Raw genomic sequence first — 16,379 nt, 5'->3', positions numbered from 1 at the left:
GTTACTTGAGGTAGCGGTTGATGTCGCCCTCCATGGCCAGCGAATAGGCGGTGAATTCTCGGTTCACGGCCGGCAGCGGTGCGACTTCCATCAAGCCCTTGGCCGGGCGCATCACCACCATGGCAACGGTAGCCGACAGGTTGCCGGCCATGTTGGAAAGCGGCGGGCGACACACCGCCCACGGCGTGCCGAAGTCATCGAAGAAAGCTTTTTTCAGGTGCTCGGCGGTCAATTGCCCGGGCGTTTCGCTGAGGATTTGCCGCACACGCACGTCGCGATAGAGGCTTTCGGGAACGCTGTTCAAGCCGGCTTCACGCAACTTGCCCAATGCCACCGGGCTCTGCCAATGGTTGGCGTGTACCAGCAACCCCTGTTCGGCCTGAATCGGGAAGACTTCATCCGGGGCGCATTCAAAGTTGATCGCATAGCCACCAGCGTGACTGAGCATCATGTTGTTGGAGGTGGATTTGGCGGTGGTGGCGACCACCTTGATCGACAGCGCAAAATGCGCGGCCTCCAGCGCCTTGCGTCGAATGAATGGCAGTGGCACGCCGACCTGGGTGTAGTCGCGTTCGGACTCCAGGTAGTTGGCGGTGATTGCGGTGCCGATCGAGTTCAGGCCGTTGCGGGCCAGGCCGCCGGCTTCGGTGAAGGTCAGTACATCCGGGCCGTCTTCGCGCAGGACTTTCAGCACAATGGCGCTCTCGGCACATTCCGCGCGCCAGTCCCAGTTTTGTCCGTGAATCACTTCGTTGGCGGCCGATGCCGTCGGCAGAATCACCGCGCCAGTGCAGCCATCCGGATCTGGCAGGCGAGCCTTGCGTCGGCCCAGCTGGATGATCTCGGTGCGGGCGTTGATCAGCACGATAGCTTCGAAATCGCAGCCTGCACCCTCGGCGATACCGCGCATTTCCTGAGCGTACTCCGGCTCGAATGCTTCGATGCTGGGCACGAACTCATTGGCAAAGCCACGGATGTCGGCCCAGGTGTAGCCCATCTTCAGCAGCTGGACAGAGTAGATCTCGATGCTTTTGTGAATGCGCTGGCTGACCGCTTGACCGTATTGGAGGCCGCGGTCGAAGGGGGTGCCGCTGATCTCGACGAGAGGGAAAGGGGAGTGGTTCATAGTTGGCAATCTCATGTTTTTTGTTTGCGTTGGGTACAAGAGTTGCCGGATATAAACGGACTGTCAATGCTTTTGGGTGACCGATAAAACCTTGTTGTAGGAATCCTACAGCGGGCTATTGAGTGCGTTGTGTGCGCAAAGGCCCTGTTTATCAGTGGTGTAGCGATGTTTAAAACGTGTCGCCGGCTGTATTGTTTATATTCTGTGTATTTAGCTTTCGTAAAAATCGGAAAGGTCCTGCTTTTTGTGCGTGCGAGTGACGAAGGACGTTGCCCTATAGCGCATTGCGCTAAAAACACCGGGCTGTGATGATTTGGCGGTTGTCCGAAGCGTTCCAGTCACGCTAATGTCGTCTGACCCAGGCGCAGGAAGACGATGCGCGCAGGGATGCACACTCATTGTTTGATCGAGGATGGAAATGGAATCCGCAGAAATCCTGGTACTCCAGGCCAGCTACAGCAATCCGATACACGCCGAAGCGATCAGTCTGGTTCTGAATCAATACGCTGAAGACCCGATGGGCGGTGGCACACCGTTATCGGCCGATGTCTTGCAGCAGTTGCCCAGCGAGCTGGCCAAGCGACCCCATGCGTTCAGTGTCCTGGCGTTCGTTCACGGGGAGCCTGCCGGGCTGGTGAATTGCTTCGAAGGTTTCTCGACCTTTGCTTGCCGTCCACTGGTCAATGTCCATGACGTCATGGTGGTCGGAAAATTTCGCGGGCTGGGCCTGAGCCAGAAAATGCTGCAAAAGGTCGAGGACATTGCCCGTCAGCGTGGCTGCTGCAAAATCACTCTGGAAGTGCTGGAAGGCAATGCCGTCGCACAGGGTTCCTATAGCAAATTCGGGTTTTCGGCGGGGATGTTCGATCCCGCTCATGGCCGGATGCTGTTCTGGATCAAGTCGCTTTAAACAAGAAGGGCGCCTCTGGGGGCGTGCACATCAATGCTGCGCAGAAAGCGGGGGCTGGAACCAGCCCCCGAAGAGATTACGGCTTGATGGTTGAGGCGCTGACAGCGGCAGCCTTGGGTTTCATCAGGCTGAAGTCGATCAGCGCTTTCTGTTCGCGCTCATAAGGGTTGCCGATCAACTGCGGGCGCGGTTTGAAGCTGTCGCTGACCAGGCTCTTGCTGCGGTCCAGTTCATCGAAACTCAAGCCTGCAAGGTCTGCCCAGGTGTGGATCAGCTGCGAACTGCTGTAAGGCCGTTGCAGGTCCGCGGCAAAGCTCCAGTCGTGGGCTTCTCGCCATTTTGGCGAAGCCCAGGCGATGAACGGAATCGTGTACATCGGTGCAGTCGGTTTGGCTTCGTTACGACCCAGTGTGGTGTGACCTGCGGAGTCAAAAACGTCTTCACCATGGTCGGAGAGGTACAGCAGGAAGCCGTTTGGATCGGTCTTGGCGTAGTCCTTGATCAGGCTCGACACCACGAAGTCGTTGTACAAAACCGCATTGTCGTAGCTGTTGTAGGTCGGCAACTGATCATCGCTGATGCCTGCCGGTACACCCTGACGATCGTTGAATTTGTCGAACATCGGCGGATAACGGTACTGGTAACTCATGTGCGTGCCGAGCAAATGCACGACGATGAGCTTGCGCGGAGCGCTGTCGGCCAGGGCCTTGGAGAACGGCTCCAGCACATCGCCATCGTACTGGCGGGCGTTTTGGTTGCGGTTGTTGTTCAGGTAGACCTGTTCATCAGCCTGCTCGGAGAACGTCGTGAGCATGGTGTTGCGCTTGGTCATGGTCTGCTGGTTGGTGATCCAGAAGGTCTTGTAACCCGCCTGTTTCATCATGCTGACCAGGGATGGCGTCTTCAGGTACAGGTCTGGATTTTCTTCATCGGCGAAGGTCAGAACCTGTTGCAGCGCCTCGATGGTGTAAGGGCGCGGGGTAACGACGTTGTCGAAAACCGCCAGTTGATCCTTGAGCTTGTCGAGTTCCGGCGTGGTTTCACGCGGGTAGCCATACAGGCTCATGCGCTGACGGTTGGTCGATTCGCCAATCACCAGCACCAGGGTCGCGGGCTGGTTCGCCATTGCATCCTTGAAGTTGTGCAGCGGCGGGATCTGACTGGCGTTGTCGAGCATGCCTTGCATGCTGCCGAGCGTTTCACGGTAGCGACGATAGGCAACCATCATCTGCCACGGCACCGCTGGCTCGACTCGGGTTTCGAATTTTTCGAGGCCGCTGGCGAAGCTGCCGGTACGGGCCGTCTGCTTGATCAGCGGATAACCGATAATGGCGACCAGAATGGCAGTCGCGGTCAGCAGGGCTTTGCCACGAGAGAGGTAAACCGGGCGCAGACGCGTCCACAGCAATACTGCAACGGCGGTATGCGCCAGGAAGGCCAGGACCATCCACCAGGCGAAATACTGAGTCATGTATTCGCCAGCTTCCGACACGTTCGATTCGAACATGATGAAGATGACGCTTTGCGAGAATTCCTGCTGATAGATAAAGAAGTAACCCAAGCTCGCCATCGAGCAGGCCCAGAGCACGACACCGATGACCGCCGCCAGCAAGCGCGTACGCGCCGGGAACAGTAGCATCGGTGCCAGCCAGATGGCGCTCATGATAAAGGCTTGGCGGAAACCGGCGAAACCCGCGGTGTCAGACAAGAGGATGAGGAGTTGGGTGATGCCGGAGAAATACCAGAAGAACAGGAAAAGCCAGCCAAGTCCTGCCCAATCGAAACCTTTCGCAGACGTATTGCTGCGTTTAAACATCGCCATTCAGCGCTCCATCCGGTTAATTACTGCGGATACTGGAGCATTTCCAGACACCAACAATTGCACCGCTCACAAAGTGAGCGGCTATAACCGATGAATTATCATCAGGCAGATGTGAAAAATTTGTGAGTATCGTTCAGCTAACTGACAGCTTGTGTAGTGGCTATTGCTCGGTTTCAGCGCGTTACCGGCTGTGCAGGCAGTTGTGCCTGGGCAAGCAACAGGCGCAATTGCGCGACCTGGTCGAGCAGTTGTTCGCGTTCGGTTTTGAGCTGGCGCAATTCGTCACGACGAATAGTGACGTAAAGGGTCTGTGGAGGTGGTGCGTTTACTACGGTGCCCATTGCTCACCTCGCAAATGGCGTGTCACATCTGTGGGGGGGCTGCTCTGGAGCCAGGCCCGAACCACTATCGGCGCCGATTCTGGTTTCTTTTTGTTATTTATGGAACTTTTTTATTTTTTGCGGTCCCTGTGTCTTCGCCAACGTTTTGGACGTTATCCCTATAGCTCGGGCAAATCGTCCGGAAACTATGTTGCAGCGCTCTGGACTAACCTTAATCAGGCTCATTGCGCTATAACCTTTGGCACACCTTTATTTGTAGTAAGGAGCATCAGCACATGCAACTGGGGATTATCGGACTGGGCCGCATGGGCGGCAACATTGCGCGGCGCCTGATGCTCAATGGGCACACCACTGTGGTCTATGACCGTAACACCGCGTTTGTTGAGACCCTGAGTGAAGAGGGCGCCACTGGCGTTGCGGACTTGCCGGCACTGGTCGCGGCACTGGATAAACCCCGAGCGGTCTGGGTCATGCTGCCAGCAGGCGCGCCAACCGAAGAAACCATCGACACCCTGAGCCAGTTGCTGGACGCCGGCGATGTGATCATCGATGGCGGCAACACCTTCTATAAGGACGATATCCGTCGGGCGAAAACCTTGTCGGAAAAGGGCCTGAAGTACATCGATGTCGGCACCTCCGGCGGAGTTTGGGGGCTGGAGCGCGGTTACTGCATGATGATCGGCGGTGACGCTGACGTGGTTGATCGCCTCGACCCGCTGTTCGACGCATTGGCGCCTGGCCTGGGTGATATCCCGCGGACCAAGGACCGGGTGGCTGAAGATGATCGTGCCGAACGCGGCTACATTCATGCCGGCCCTGCTGGTTCCGGGCACTTTGTGAAGATGATTCACAATGGCATCGAATACGGGATGATGCAGGCATTTGCCGAGGGTTTCGACATCCTCAAGACCAAAGCCTCGGAAAACCTGCCGGAAGATCAGCGCTTTGATCTGAATGTGGCCGATATTGCCGAAGTCTGGCGTCGTGGCAGCGTCGTCTCGTCCTGGTTGCTGGACCTGACGGCCGATGCCTTGGCCAGCGATCCGAAACTCGACGGCTACTCCGGTGCCGTGGCTGACAGCGGCGAAGGTCGCTGGACCATCGAAGCGGCCATGGAACAGTCGGTTCCGGTGCCGGTATTGTCCAACTCGCTGTTTGCCCGTTTCCGTTCGCGCCAGCAAAGTACCTATGGCGACAAGCTGCTGTCGGCCATGCGCTTCGGCTTTGGCGGCCATGTCGAGACGCCGAAAAAATGACTTCTATCCGCAAGAAATCCAAGGCACACCCCGCACCACCTACCACGCTGTTCCTGTTTGGTGCTCACGGCGACCTGGTGAAGCGCTTGCTGATGCCGGCGCTGTACAACCTCAGTCGTGACGGTTTGCTTGGCGATGGATTGCGGATCATCGGTGTCGACCACAATGCGATCAGCGACGCGGACTTCGCCAAAAAGCTTGAAGACTTCATTCGCGCCGAGGCGGCCAACAAGGTCGGCCATGACTCTCTGGACCCGGTGCTCTGGGCCAAGCTGGCCAAGGGCATCAGCTATGTCCAGGGCGATTTTCTCGACGACAGCACCTATCAGGCGCTCGGCGCAAAAATCGCCGAGAGTGGTACCGGCAACGCGGTGTTCTATCTGGCCACCGCGCCGCGCTTTTTCAGTGAAGTGGTGCGTCGTCTGGGCTCGTCCGGGCTGCTGGAAGAGGGCGACGACGCCTTCCGCCGGGTCGTGGTCGAAAAACCCTTCGGTTCCGATCTGCACACCGCCGAAGCCTTGAACGCGTGCTTGCTCAAGGTCATGACGGAGAAACAGATTTACCGGATCGACCATTATCTGGGCAAGGAGACCGTGCAGAACATTTTGGTCAGCCGGTTCTCCAACAGCCTGTTTGAAGCGTTCTGGAACAACCATTACATCGACCACGTACAAATCACCGCGGCAGAAACCGTTGGCGTCGAAACCCGTGGCAGTTTTTATGAGCACACGGGGGCGCTACGGGACATGGTGCCTAATCACCTGTTCCAGTTGCTGGCGATGGTTGCGATGGAGCCGCCGGCGGCCTTCGGTGCCGATGCGGTGCGTGGTGAAAAAGCCAAAGTGGTTGGGGCGATTCGTCCCTGGTCCACCGAAGAGGCGCGAGCCAACTCGGTACGCGGTCAGTATGTTGCCGGTGAAATCGCCGGCAAGCCGTTGGCCGGTTACTGCGAAGAACCCAATGTCGCGCCAGACAGCACGACGGAAACCTTCGTCGCGCTCAAGGTGATGATCGACAACTGGCGTTGGGTCGGCGTGCCGTTCTACTTGCGCACTGGCAAGCGCATGAGCGTACGTGACACCGAAATCGCCATCTGCTTCAAGCCTGCGCCCTACGCGCAGTTTCGCGACACCGAAGTCGATGAGCTGCAACCGACTTACCTCAGGATCCAGATTCAGCCGAACGAAGGGATGTGGTTCGACCTGCTGGCCAAGCGTCCCGGGCCTGCGCTGAACATGGCTAACATCGAGCTGGGCTTTGCCTACAAGGATTACTTCGAGATGCAGCCGTCCACTGGGTATGAAACCTTGATCTACGACTGCCTGACCGGTGATCAAACGCTGTTTCAGCGCGCTGACAACATCGAAAATGGCTGGCGTGCGGTTCAGCCGTTCCTCGATGCCTGGAAAGAGGATGCCAGTGTGCAAACCTATGCAGCAGGTGAAAATGGTCCAACGGCTGCCGATGAGTTACTGACCCGTGACGGTCGTGCCTGGCACAGCCTCGGCTGAGTCAGGCAATACTTCATACAAACCCCTTGTGGGAGCGAGCAGGCTCGCTCCCACAAGGTAAGTGTCACAACCAGTAGCTCACCGCATACCAGCCCAGCACGCCCATCACCACGGTGTACGGCAACGCCATCCAGACCATGCGCCCGTAGGATAGCCGAATCAGTGGGGCAATTGCCGAGGTCAGCAGAAACAGGAACGCTGCCTGACCATTGGGTGTTGCCACGCTGGGCAGGTTGGTGCCGGTATTGATGGCAATCGCCAGCGTTTCGAAATGCTCGCGGCTCATATGGCCGGAGATGAATGCCTGTTTCACCTCGGTGATGTAGATCGTCGCCACGAACACGTTATCGCTGATGGCCGACAACACGCCATTGGCGATAAACAACATGCCTGGTTGCTGATCTGCCGGCAGGGACAGCACCCACTGGATCAACGGCGTGAACAGTTGCTGATCGTGAATCACTGCTACAACGGCGAAGAACACCACCAGCAAGGCGGTAAACGGCATCGCATCCTTGAAGGCATTGCCGATCCGGTGCTCTTCGGTAATGCCGGTGAACGCCGTGATCAAGACGATCACCATCAAGCCGATCAGCCCGACCTCGGCAATGTGAAACGCCAATCCGGCAATCAGAATCAGCGCGGCCGCGCCTTGTACCAGCAGTGCAGCGCGTTGGCGGGCGGTGCGTTCGGCGTTGTCCTGTGCCGCATAGTTGGCCAGCACCGCGCGAACGTTGTCTGGCAGCAAGGTGCCATAACCAAACCAGCGCAGTTTCTCCAGCAACACACAGGTCACCAGGCCCGCGACCAGTACTGGCAGCGAGACCGGGGCGACCTTCAGGAAGAAGTCTGCAAAGTGCCAACCCATTTCATGGCCGATCAGCAGGTTCTGTGGCTCACCCACCAAGGTGCAGACACCACCGAGCGCGGTGCCCACTGCGCCGTGCATCAACAGACTGCGCAGGAATGAACGGAATTGTTCAAGGTCTTCGTGATGCAGGACCGGCAGGTTCTGATCATCGCTGAATTCGCTGTCCTGCCGTGGATCGTTGCCCGATGCCACACGGTGATAGACCGAGTAAAACCCTACGGCCGCGCTGATGATCACGGCGGTCACCGTCAAGGCGTCGAGAAACGCCGACAGAAACGCCGACAGAAAACAGAACATCAGCCCCAGCAGTGCCTTGGAGCGAACCCCGAGCAATAGCCGCGAAAACAGAAACAGCAGCAGGTCTTTCATGAAGTAAATGCCCGCCACCATGAACATCAGCAGCAGGATCACCGGAAAGTTATGCAGCAGCTCGTCATACAGCGCTTCAGGTGTGGTCATGCGCAACAGCAGCGCTTCGACCATCAACAGGCCGCCCGGCATCAGCGGGTAGCATTTGAGTGCCATGGCCAGAGTAAAAATGAACTCAGCCACCAGCAACCAGCCAGCCGCTACCGGACCTGCCGTCCACAGCACCAGCGGGTTGAAAATCAGGAAGGCGAGAATGCTTGCCTTGTACCAGCGCGGTGAATGCCCGAGGAAATTGTGTGTAAACGCCTGGGCCATTGAGCCGGACATCAGTTGCTCCTTCTATCAAGAAGCGCGCAACTTGCCGTAACAGTCCCGGAAGATCAAGCTCTTGAGTTTCATTATCAATAGGTGACGGCGCACCTGCAGCGCAACAACGACACAGCACTACCCCAGATAGCGCGCCACTACCGCCCGGTAGTGGCCGTCCAGCGAGTATCCGCTGACCACAATTCGCTCGTCAGCCTGCACGGCCAGCGAGGTTGCGGTGTCCAGGCTGCGCCCCAGGCGAGTACGAACCCAGCCTTGGCCATTGGCAAAATGGCGATCCAGGCGTCCGTCCGGGAGATGCCGCGCCAAAAGAAAATCCGCTGCAATGCCGCCAATGGTTGCTCCGACGCTGAGCACCCGGCCATCGGCGAGCACCTGGGCGGCTGTCCATTGGCAGCCGCTGTTACCTATTTCAGTGAGTCGCGCGTGACCGTTATTGCAATGAGTGTCCGGCCGACCATTGTTGCGCACGGTCAGCGACAGGCATTGCATCGGGTCGCGGCTGCTACCGAAACACTGCAGGCGCCCATCCGGTTGCTCGATCACCTGACTCACCTGGGCACTGCGCCCCTGGACCTTGAAGCTTAAAAAGCCGTCTTCAGCGAAGTCTTCGTCCAGCCGGCCGGTGTTGTCGAAGCGTGCCAGCAAACCTTCCTGCGGCAGGTTGATCGATCCGGCGACCACAATCCGACCATCTGCCTGCAACAGGAGGCTGCTCAGCCAGGTATTCAGCAGCAGGTGCCTGACCATGACAAATCCGTGGCCGTTGAATGTCTCGTCCAGTGTCCCGTCCGGATTGAGCCGTATCAGGATGCCGACGTGATCCGCGAATTTGTAGTGATGGTTGGCCAACAGCAGGATTCGGCCGTCGGCCAGTACCCGAAAGTCGCAGGCTTCGGCGCCCGAGACTCCCGGTGGTAACCAGTCGTCACGCAGGCCTCTGGACAAATCACCGGGCAAACGCACGATCTGTACCCCCCGGTCGCCAAATTGCAGAACCAGGTGTCCCTGCGAGTCAAACATTGCCAGTGCCGGGAGTGTGCGGTGGGGGCTTTCGTAATGCAGGCCGGATAACAGGATTTTTCCATCGGGCAGTTCTCGAACCTTGCCTCCTGTGGCTTCGAAGCCGCTTGCGAACTGTCCGGTAATGCTGCCCTCCATGCCGAAGCTCCGATCCGCTGAGCCATCCTCAAGTAGTCGGGCCAGCCCATAACCGTAACCGTCCCAGGTTCCGACCTTGGCCGCGACCAGCAAGCGGCCCATCGAATCGACCACCACATCGTTGGCCATACTTGAAAGGCTGCCCGCGAACTGCACCCAGGCCTTGCCGGATGATGCAAAACTTGAGTCGAGTTGTCCCGCTGTGCCGAGAGGGGCCGCGAAGGCAAAAGCGTTATGGATGGGCATGTCGCATCTCCTTGCGAGTCGACCAGATCCAGAACCTCGGAGGAAGACCTTGAAGGAAATATTCAATCCCTGATTGATGCAATGCACAACGGTCTGAAATCACAAACGGAGCGTCGTTCTGTGCCAGAACAATGTCTTTGCGAACCGCTGACAAGTTGGTCTGGTTTATACGACCGTCTATCGCAATAAAGCGTTAACCGAGAGGGTCGAAGAGGAGGGGGTATCTTGAGAGGTATCGATAAAAAAGTGCGGATCACGGCGCAGTGATCCGCACTTTTTGTTTACTGCGGCATTGTCCAGGATTGCAACTGATAACCTTCCTCGCTCAATTCGGCGCGAACTTGTTCCAGCAAGGATGCAAGTTGGGCCGGGTCGGTATAGGTGCTGCTGGGGATCTGTTTGCGGCCGATAGGGGTGCTGGTGCGGTCGATGACGGTCAGGCTGAGTTCGCCGGTGCCGTCCTGTGGAGCCCAGGCCACGCATTGGAAGGGGGTAAATGCGCGGTCGGCAATCAAAAGAGCTTCGTTGATACGGAGCGGGGCGTTCATGGGGTCTTCTCTCGTCTGTGCCCAATCAAGTGATGTGCCGTCGGTTGGGCTTACCGTTCGGCTGGTTACTTGTACTGATGCGCGCAATGGGGGGGCGGGTCACACACATTCAAAAGAATTTTCAACTTTCTTTTATAAAGGCAATGACAAGGGGCGCGTTGAAAGCTGGATGAAAGGTTCAAACGTGTCAGGTCGCTAATATGGGCAGGTTTTATAACGTAAACAACGTTGACCTTATTATTAAACGATACAAGGCCGCGTCAAGATCTTGCTAACGTTACATTCAAGGACGCCAAACGACTGTTTCTAATAAATTTTCTAATTTTTGGCGCCAAGGAACAGTCATGATCGAAACGCCCGCATTGCGACGTTTGCTAGTGGTTGATCCGTGTGACGACTGCCATCGCTTATTACCCGGCCTGCGTACGATCGGCTGGGATGTCGACAGTTGTACCCTGGAGAACGCTTCCCATCGTTCCTGTGATGTCGGCCTGCTGCGCCTTAAACCTGTTCATTTTGAGCGTCCTGAAGCCGTCAAGGAACTGATCAGCCGTAGCGGCACTGAATGGATCGCTGTTCTCAACCAGGAAGTCCTGCGGTTGCAGAATGCCGGCGATTTTGTCTGCGAATGGTTTTTCGATTTCCATACCTTGCCGTTTGACGTCTCCAGGGTTCAAGTGACCCTTGGGCGGGCGTTTGGCATGGCCCGTTTGCGCGGCCAGGGCACGATTCACGTCCACCAGCCCGAGCATGAACTGCTGGGCGACAGTCGGCCGATCCGCGAACTGCGCAAATTGCTGAGCAAATTGGCGCCTACCGAGTCGCCGGTGTTGATTCGAGGGGAAAGTGGTACCGGTAAAGAGCTGGTCGCCAGAACCTTGCACCGTCAGTCGCAACGCCACAGTAAACCGTTTGTCGCGATCAATTGCGGGGCGATTCCCGAGCATCTGATTCAGTCCGAGCTGTTTGGTCACGAAAAGGGCGCTTTTACCGGTGCACACCAACGTAAAGTCGGACGCATTGAAGCCGCCAATGGTGGCACCCTGTTTCTGGATGAAATAGGTGATCTGCCCCTTGAACTGCAAGCGAACCTGTTGCGTTTCCTGCAGGAAAAGCACATCGAACGGGTGGGGGGCAGTCAGCTTATTCCGGTGGATGTCCGGGTCTTGGCAGCCACTCACGTGGACCTGGAAGCTGCGATCGAGGCCAAGTGTTTTCGCGAGGACTTGTACTACCGGCTCAACGTCCTGCAGGTGGTCACTGTGCCGCTACGCGAGCGTCACGGCGACCTGGCTTTGCTGGCCAACCATTTTTCTCACTTCTACAGCCGGGAAACCGGACGTCGGCCGCGCAGCTTCAGCGAAGACGCACTGATTGCCATGGGCAAGCACGATTGGCCGGGCAATGTCCGTGAGCTGGCGAACCGAGTGCGTCGAGGGCTGGTGCTGGCTGAAGGCCGACAGATCGAGGCACGGGATCTGGGGTTGATTGGCCAGCAGGTGATTGCCACGCCGATGGGCACCCTCGAAGACTACAAGACTCGCGCCGAACGCCAGGCATTGTGCGACGTATTGAACCGCCACAGTGACAACCTCAGTGTGGCCGCTCGAGTACTGGGCGTTTCACGGCCGACTTTTTACCGATTGCTGCACAAGCACCAGATCCGCTAGGGCGCGGAGAAACGAAAAGGCCCGCTGCGATTTACCTCGCAGTGGGCCTTTTCCTTGTGTGGCGTTTAGAAGTAGTACGGGAATTTCAGGCTGAAGGAGAAGGCCGGTGCGTCCTGGGTCAAGCCGATGGCGAGGTTGGGGACTATCGTCAGTTTGTCGGTTGCCGCCATGGTCAGGCCGATGTTGAAGTTGGCAGCGTTGTAGTCGCTGTCCGGGATTGATTGCCAGTCCTGGCCGCTTGGTTTGACTTTGCTTTTGCGGGCGAATTGGTCGGAAAACGAAAACGACATACTCATTTTCTCGTTCAAGGCAAACGCAATGCCGGCGCCGATCTGCCAGGAATCGCCCAGTTTCACGTCTCCCGGAACCGTAGAATTTACAGTGGGGCTGATATCGCTGAAGGAGTCCTGCATGTTGTAGGTATAGGACAGGCTGCCGAAGAGCACGGCAGGGTCGAAGGTCTTGACCAGTGAGATACCCGGGGTAATCGACCAGACACCGTTGCCGGTAGGGAGTGACTGAGGTACCGACAAATTGTCGTTGCCCGGGTCCTTGATCAGCTTGATTCCGTACGGATTTTTGCCGGTCGGCGCCTTGACTCGCAGAGTGACGACCGCGTCGGGCAGGTTTTCCGATTCATCCAGGAACTTGTAGGCAATACCAAAGTTGACATCGCCTATGGTCGGATCGCGCTTGACGGTGGCGTCGGATGAGACCGGGGCTGCGCCTCCTGCGCCACCAGAAGAGTATGTCGATTCTCGATAGACGACCGGGACATTGATGTCGAACTGCCAGCGTTGCGCCACGTTGTAGCGGCCTGTCAGGTCCAGGGTCCAGTTGTCGGCCTTGATGCGGTCAATGTTGATGTTGCCGAGAAAAATCGAGTCAAGGGCCAGAAAGCCATTGAGCACCAATGCACGGGTATCGTAGTGGGTATAGGTCATGCCCGTTTCGAAACTGAACTTGCCACCACCGAAGAAACCGCTGGCTTCGTCATACAGGTTGGACACGCTTTGCGCCGGTCCCGAGTCGTCCTTGAGCGACTGCCCATACGAACTGGTCCCCGGGGCACCCGTGGCCACGGTCTTGGCGCCTGCGGTCTTCTCGGCAGGGGAGCGGGTCAGGCGCTTGGGAGCAGGTGTTGCTGGTGTTTCTTCGACTTGTTTAACGCGCTGCTCAAGTACCATCAGCGCGTTTTGTTGTTCTTGGTAGCGCTGTTTCAGCTCCATGAGTTCTTGTTTTAAGGCTTCTACCTGGGGGTCCGGTGCGGCTTGCAGCAAAGTGGCCGGGACCAAGGTACTCAAACAAACGACAGCTCTGAACGTAAAAGATCTGTGCATGGGTTTGTCGTCCCTTCTGACTACATTCAATGAGACTCAGCGTAGATCAGTATCCTAGAGTGCGTAGGCCTTTTAGTTGGTCCAGACTGCAGTCCAGCGCCCCGACGGTCGGCAGGTTATTGCGCAGGACAACATTGAGGGACGTCAGGTTGTTCACCTGGTTTCTTCCGCCGAGCAAGGTCGCGTTCTGCATCAGGCCGCCCTGGGCAAGGCGTTGCACGGTACTGCCCTGATTGTTGTTGGCCTGGATGCTCAACTGCACGCCAGTGTTACTTGACGACATACTGAAGGTGCCGGCACCGTTGGACGCAGACAGGGTCGTACCGGCGGCCAATGGCTGGCCCTGGGTATCCATTTGTGGTGCCTGGTTGGCTTCTTTGACGTTGATGTCGACATTGTTGTAGGCGCTGTTGTAGTCGCCAGCGGCGCGCACGACCTGGGTTACGCCCTGGGTGGTGCTGAGGCCGGCGCCGCCGCTGACATTGCCGGAACCCTGGGAGACCGGTGAACCATCACCTTTCTTGTCGATCATCGACACATAGAACTGTGGCTTGATGGTCGATTCCTGAATCTGCATCGAGGAGGTTGCCCCGATCACTTCGCCGCTGGCATTTTGCCAGGTACTGGTCATGACAATCCCGAAACTGATGATCCGGCCCGGCATGACATACCGGCCGCGAAGGGTCGCCAACTCCTGATCCTTGAGTTCAATCGGTTTGAACGTGAGTGCTTGTGTTGGCAGGCTGGCGGCCAGGCAAACGACGGCCAGCCAGTATGGAGTCTTCATTGGGTACTCCCGGAGCTTCGTGCTCCCTTGTCATTAGAAAAAGTCGCTCTGGATGAATCCGAAATCCATCAATTCTGTGTCCCGCACCGGACTGAAGGTGTTGATGCGGTTCTTGGCGGTCAGTGGCAAAGGCGGATCGCGCAAGACGTTGGTCTTGTCGTAGCCCTGGCCTATGACGGCGAAGATGATGCCGTTCCAGCCTTTGACAAAATCGTCGAACTTGAAGCGTCTGTGACCGAGTACCGGATCACCGATATACACCCAGTCTTTCTCCGCTTTTTGCATGACCACGAAGTGCTTGTAGCCGCGGATGTCCATGAGCACGATGACCGGAATGGCGACGCTGGTCAGAGTTTCCGGCGTTACCCGATAACCACGGGCCCGCATGCCGATACTTTCGACGTAACGCTTCATGTCGAGCATGGAGAAGCCCTGGACGCGGACCAGATTCTGGTCGGAGTGAGCCAGCATGCCTTCGATGATTTGTGCCTCGGTTACGTCCAGCCAATAGGCCTGGCGCAATATGGTCGCCAGGGAAGCTGCACCGCAACTGAAGTCGGTTTTCTGTTGGACCAGGTCGGCAAATTTGCGCTCACGCATGCTCTGGACCGGTTTGAAAATGACCGCTCCGCCTGGCAAGACGGACAGCGGCATTTGTCCTGCTTCGCTCAGGCCAGCCAGAAAAACCAGGAACGCCAGGGCGAAAATGCGCATGATCGGAAGCCCTCGTGCAAGAGTGAAAAAAAGCCCCCCGAAGGGGGCTCTCCAGACTCTGGAGCCAGGTTTACAGGCAGGTTCTGCAGCCGGATGCAATGGACAGCGAGTTGCTTTGCTGGTTGCCAACACCGGCCGCCACGTTGACGCCGAGGTTGCCACTGCCACCGTTCACCGAACCGTTCAGGTTGGCAGTGTTGGTCACAGGGTTTGCCCAGCCAGTTGGGGTCAGCACTTGCCAGGACACGGTGTTGCTCAAGTCAAAGGCACTGGACTCGCTGAAGCTTTGCGATTTATTTTTCGATTCACTGCCAGAAGCGGCGAGTGATGCGCTGCCCGATGCGTCGCGCGATGCGCTGCTCGATGCGCTGCGCGATGCGCTGGTCGATGCGCTGTGCGATGCGCTGCTCGATGCGCTGCGCGATTTGTCGATCGATGCGGCGAGCGATGCGTCGATATCGGCGTCGAAAGCCGCGCTGCTGCTGCTGTGGTGCAAGCCATTAGTCCTGCTAGAGCTAACGTCCACGTCCACGTCCACATCCAGACTAGCTTTCAAAGCAGCATGCGAAGCAGCGGCGCTGGCGGCGGCGCTGGCATCGGCGCTGGCAGAGGCGCTGGCAGAGCTCGAAGCAGATTTCGTAGCTTCGTGCGTAGCAAAGGCGGTATCCAAGCGCTTGGTAAAGTCCGAAGCAGAGTGCGATTTGGATGCTTCGCTGAAAGACTCATGACCACTGGCTGAGACGGTACGCGACAGCGTATCCACGCGGAACGTCCGATCGGCGTCGTTATCCACTCTCAGGCCTGGGCCTGATTGATCGGCACTCGCAGTTGCAGTAGCGTGCTTACCGCCAGACACAGCGATCGCCATGGTGTTTTTCTGTTGGTTAAGGTCGCCAGCAGCCATGTTGATACCCATGTTGCCGCTGCCACCGTTAGCCGAACCACTCATATTGGCGCTGTTGTTGGTGGATTGGTTGTAGACCTCGTTGTTGTTTTGGGTTTGCGTAACCTTGGCAGTTGCCACCACAGACCCAAAGACAAACGAGCCATCGCCGCTGGCAATGGCGGCAGCATTGTCTTGTTGGTTACCGTCGCCTGCTGCAACGTTGACGCCCACGTTACCGGAGGCACCCGTGGCCGAGTTGTTCATGTTGGCAGTGTTTTTAGTCCCTTCATTGCTGATGTAGTTGCCAGTGCTGGTTTGTTTATCGGTGGCGTTGGCAGTGGCGCCGGCATTGGTGGTGTCTTTTGGATTTACGTGATGACGATGATGATGATGCTCGTCATCACGCTGGCCAGCTTGTACTGCAATAGCCATTACCGCAGCGATTGCGAAAACCAGAGGCTTGAGTGCCATTGAGGGTTTCATGCTGATTCTCC

Annotated in this window: 14 protein-coding genes; 4 read left to right on the top strand and 10 right to left on the bottom strand. The window is 57.3% G+C overall.

Annotated elements, in window-relative coordinates; translation table 11 throughout:
* Position 1 precedes the first annotated feature (1 nt).
* Entirely contained in the window at positions 2–1,126 is a 1,125-nt protein-coding gene (locus tag AO353_RS25850) for a C45 family autoproteolytic acyltransferase/hydolase (RefSeq protein WP_081013824.1), read from the bottom strand.
* Positions 1,127–1,544: 418 nt separating this feature from the next.
* Here AO353_RS25850 and AO353_RS25845 point away from each other — a divergent pair, with 418 nt between their 5' ends.
* Positions 1,545–2,036 (top strand): GNAT family N-acetyltransferase, encoded by a 492-nt coding sequence (locus AO353_RS25845; protein WP_054597522.1) that lies wholly within the window; start codon positions 1,545–1,547, stop codon positions 2,034–2,036.
* Positions 2,037–2,112: 76 nt separating this feature from the next.
* On the opposite strand, the gene AO353_RS25840 is transcribed toward AO353_RS25845, so the two are convergent.
* Positions 2,113–3,858: a phosphoethanolamine transferase CptA gene (locus tag AO353_RS25840; RefSeq protein WP_054597521.1), complete on the bottom strand. Its 1,746-nt coding sequence runs from the start codon at positions 3,856–3,858 to the stop codon at positions 2,113–2,115.
* Between the two features lie 173 nt (positions 3,859–4,031).
* Positions 4,032–4,199, bottom strand: a complete 168-nt coding sequence (locus AO353_RS31415) for a DUF6026 family protein (protein ID WP_173859981.1) — start codon at positions 4,197–4,199, stop codon at positions 4,032–4,034.
* Positions 4,200–4,450: 251 nt separating this feature from the next.
* Here AO353_RS31415 and gnd point away from each other — a divergent pair, with 251 nt between their 5' ends.
* Together gnd and zwf are read left to right on the top strand one after the other, a co-directional pair.
* Positions 4,451–5,455: a phosphogluconate dehydrogenase (NAD(+)-dependent, decarboxylating) gene (gene gnd, locus AO353_RS25835; protein WP_256583829.1), complete on the top strand. Its 1,005-nt coding sequence runs from the start codon at positions 4,451–4,453 to the stop codon at positions 5,453–5,455.
* Positions 5,452–6,966 (top strand): glucose-6-phosphate dehydrogenase, encoded by a 1,515-nt coding sequence (zwf, locus tag AO353_RS25830; protein WP_054597519.1) that lies wholly within the window; start codon positions 5,452–5,454, stop codon positions 6,964–6,966. The genes gnd and zwf overlap by 4 nt, the downstream gene beginning before the upstream one ends.
* A 64-nt stretch (positions 6,967–7,030) precedes the next feature.
* Here the strand turns inward: zwf and nhaB are convergent, their stop codons facing one another.
* The 3 genes from nhaB to AO353_RS25815 all read right to left on the bottom strand — a co-directional run bounded on the left by nhaB (position 7,031) and on the right by AO353_RS25815 (position 10,488).
* Positions 7,031–8,533, bottom strand: a complete 1,503-nt coding sequence (nhaB, locus tag AO353_RS25825; protein ID WP_054597518.1) for a sodium/proton antiporter NhaB — start codon at positions 8,531–8,533, stop codon at positions 7,031–7,033.
* A gap of 117 nt (positions 8,534–8,650) precedes the next feature.
* Positions 8,651–9,940, bottom strand: coding sequence for a hypothetical protein (locus AO353_RS25820; RefSeq protein ID WP_054597517.1), 1,290 nt, complete (start codon positions 9,938–9,940; stop codon positions 8,651–8,653).
* Between the two features lie 281 nt (positions 9,941–10,221).
* Entirely contained in the window at positions 10,222–10,488 is a 267-nt protein-coding gene (locus tag AO353_RS25815) for a hypothetical protein (RefSeq protein ID WP_054597516.1), read from the bottom strand.
* 344 nt (positions 10,489–10,832) lie between these two features.
* Between AO353_RS25815 and AO353_RS25810 the strand changes: the two genes are divergently transcribed.
* Positions 10,833–12,158 (top strand): sigma-54 dependent transcriptional regulator, encoded by a 1,326-nt coding sequence (locus AO353_RS25810; protein ID WP_054597515.1) that lies wholly within the window; start codon positions 10,833–10,835, stop codon positions 12,156–12,158.
* Positions 12,159–12,223: 65 nt separating this feature from the next.
* Here AO353_RS25810 and AO353_RS25805 read toward each other — a convergent pair whose 3' ends face one another.
* The 4 genes from AO353_RS25805 to AO353_RS25790 all read right to left on the bottom strand — a co-directional run bounded on the left by AO353_RS25805 (position 12,224) and on the right by AO353_RS25790 (position 16,368).
* Entirely contained in the window at positions 12,224–13,498 is a 1,275-nt protein-coding gene (locus AO353_RS25805; protein ID WP_054597514.1) for a hypothetical protein, read from the bottom strand.
* Between the two features lie 46 nt (positions 13,499–13,544).
* On the bottom strand, positions 13,545–14,285 hold the full coding sequence (locus AO353_RS25800) for a hypothetical protein (RefSeq protein WP_054597513.1): 741 nt from the start codon (positions 14,283–14,285) through the stop codon (positions 13,545–13,547).
* Positions 14,286–14,318: 33 nt separating this feature from the next.
* Positions 14,319–14,999 carry a C39 family peptidase gene (locus tag AO353_RS25795; protein ID WP_054597512.1) on the bottom strand — a complete coding sequence of 227 codons (681 nt, stop codon included), beginning with the start codon at positions 14,997–14,999 and terminating at the stop codon, positions 14,319–14,321.
* A gap of 70 nt (positions 15,000–15,069) precedes the next feature.
* The gene (locus AO353_RS25790; protein WP_054597511.1) at positions 15,070–16,368 is read right to left on the bottom strand and encodes a hypothetical protein; all 1,299 of its coding nucleotides are present in this window, start codon (positions 16,366–16,368) and stop codon (positions 15,070–15,072) included.
* Positions 16,369–16,379 lie beyond the last annotated feature (11 nt).

This window comes from Pseudomonas fluorescens, from assembly GCF_001307155.1.
In the GTDB taxonomy this organism is placed as follows: Bacteria; Pseudomonadota; Gammaproteobacteria; order Pseudomonadales; family Pseudomonadaceae; genus Aquipseudomonas; species Aquipseudomonas helvetica.
This window is presented reverse-complemented; position numbering and strand designations above follow the sequence as displayed.

Coding starts and splice junctions, on each gene's coding strand:
- AO353_RS25850 (WP_081013824.1), bottom strand. CDS start 1,126: ATGAACCACTCCCCTTTCCCTCTCGTCGAGATCAGCGGCACCCCCTTC.
- AO353_RS25845 (WP_054597522.1), top strand. CDS start 1,545: ATGGAATCCGCAGAAATCCTGGTACTCCAGGCCAGCTACAGCAATCCG.
- AO353_RS25840 (WP_054597521.1), bottom strand. CDS start 3,858: ATGGCGATGTTTAAACGCAGCAATACGTCTGCGAAAGGTTTCGATTGG.
- AO353_RS31415 (WP_173859981.1), bottom strand. CDS start 4,199: ATGGGCACCGTAGTAAACGCACCACCTCCACAGACCCTTTACGTCACT.
- zwf (WP_054597519.1), top strand. CDS start 5,452: ATGACTTCTATCCGCAAGAAATCCAAGGCACACCCCGCACCACCTACC.
- nhaB (WP_054597518.1), bottom strand. CDS start 8,533: ATGTCCGGCTCAATGGCCCAGGCGTTTACACACAATTTCCTCGGGCAT.
- AO353_RS25820 (WP_054597517.1), bottom strand. CDS start 9,940: ATGCCCATCCATAACGCTTTTGCCTTCGCGGCCCCTCTCGGCACAGCG.
- AO353_RS25815 (WP_054597516.1), bottom strand. CDS start 10,488: ATGAACGCCCCGCTCCGTATCAACGAAGCTCTTTTGATTGCCGACCGC.
- AO353_RS25810 (WP_054597515.1), top strand. CDS start 10,833: ATGATCGAAACGCCCGCATTGCGACGTTTGCTAGTGGTTGATCCGTGT.
- AO353_RS25805 (WP_054597514.1), bottom strand. CDS start 13,498: ATGCACAGATCTTTTACGTTCAGAGCTGTCGTTTGTTTGAGTACCTTG.
- AO353_RS25800 (WP_054597513.1), bottom strand. CDS start 14,285: ATGAAGACTCCATACTGGCTGGCCGTCGTTTGCCTGGCCGCCAGCCTG.
- AO353_RS25795 (WP_054597512.1), bottom strand. CDS start 14,999: ATGCGCATTTTCGCCCTGGCGTTCCTGGTTTTTCTGGCTGGCCTGAGC.
- AO353_RS25790 (WP_054597511.1), bottom strand. CDS start 16,368: ATGAAACCCTCAATGGCACTCAAGCCTCTGGTTTTCGCAATCGCTGCG.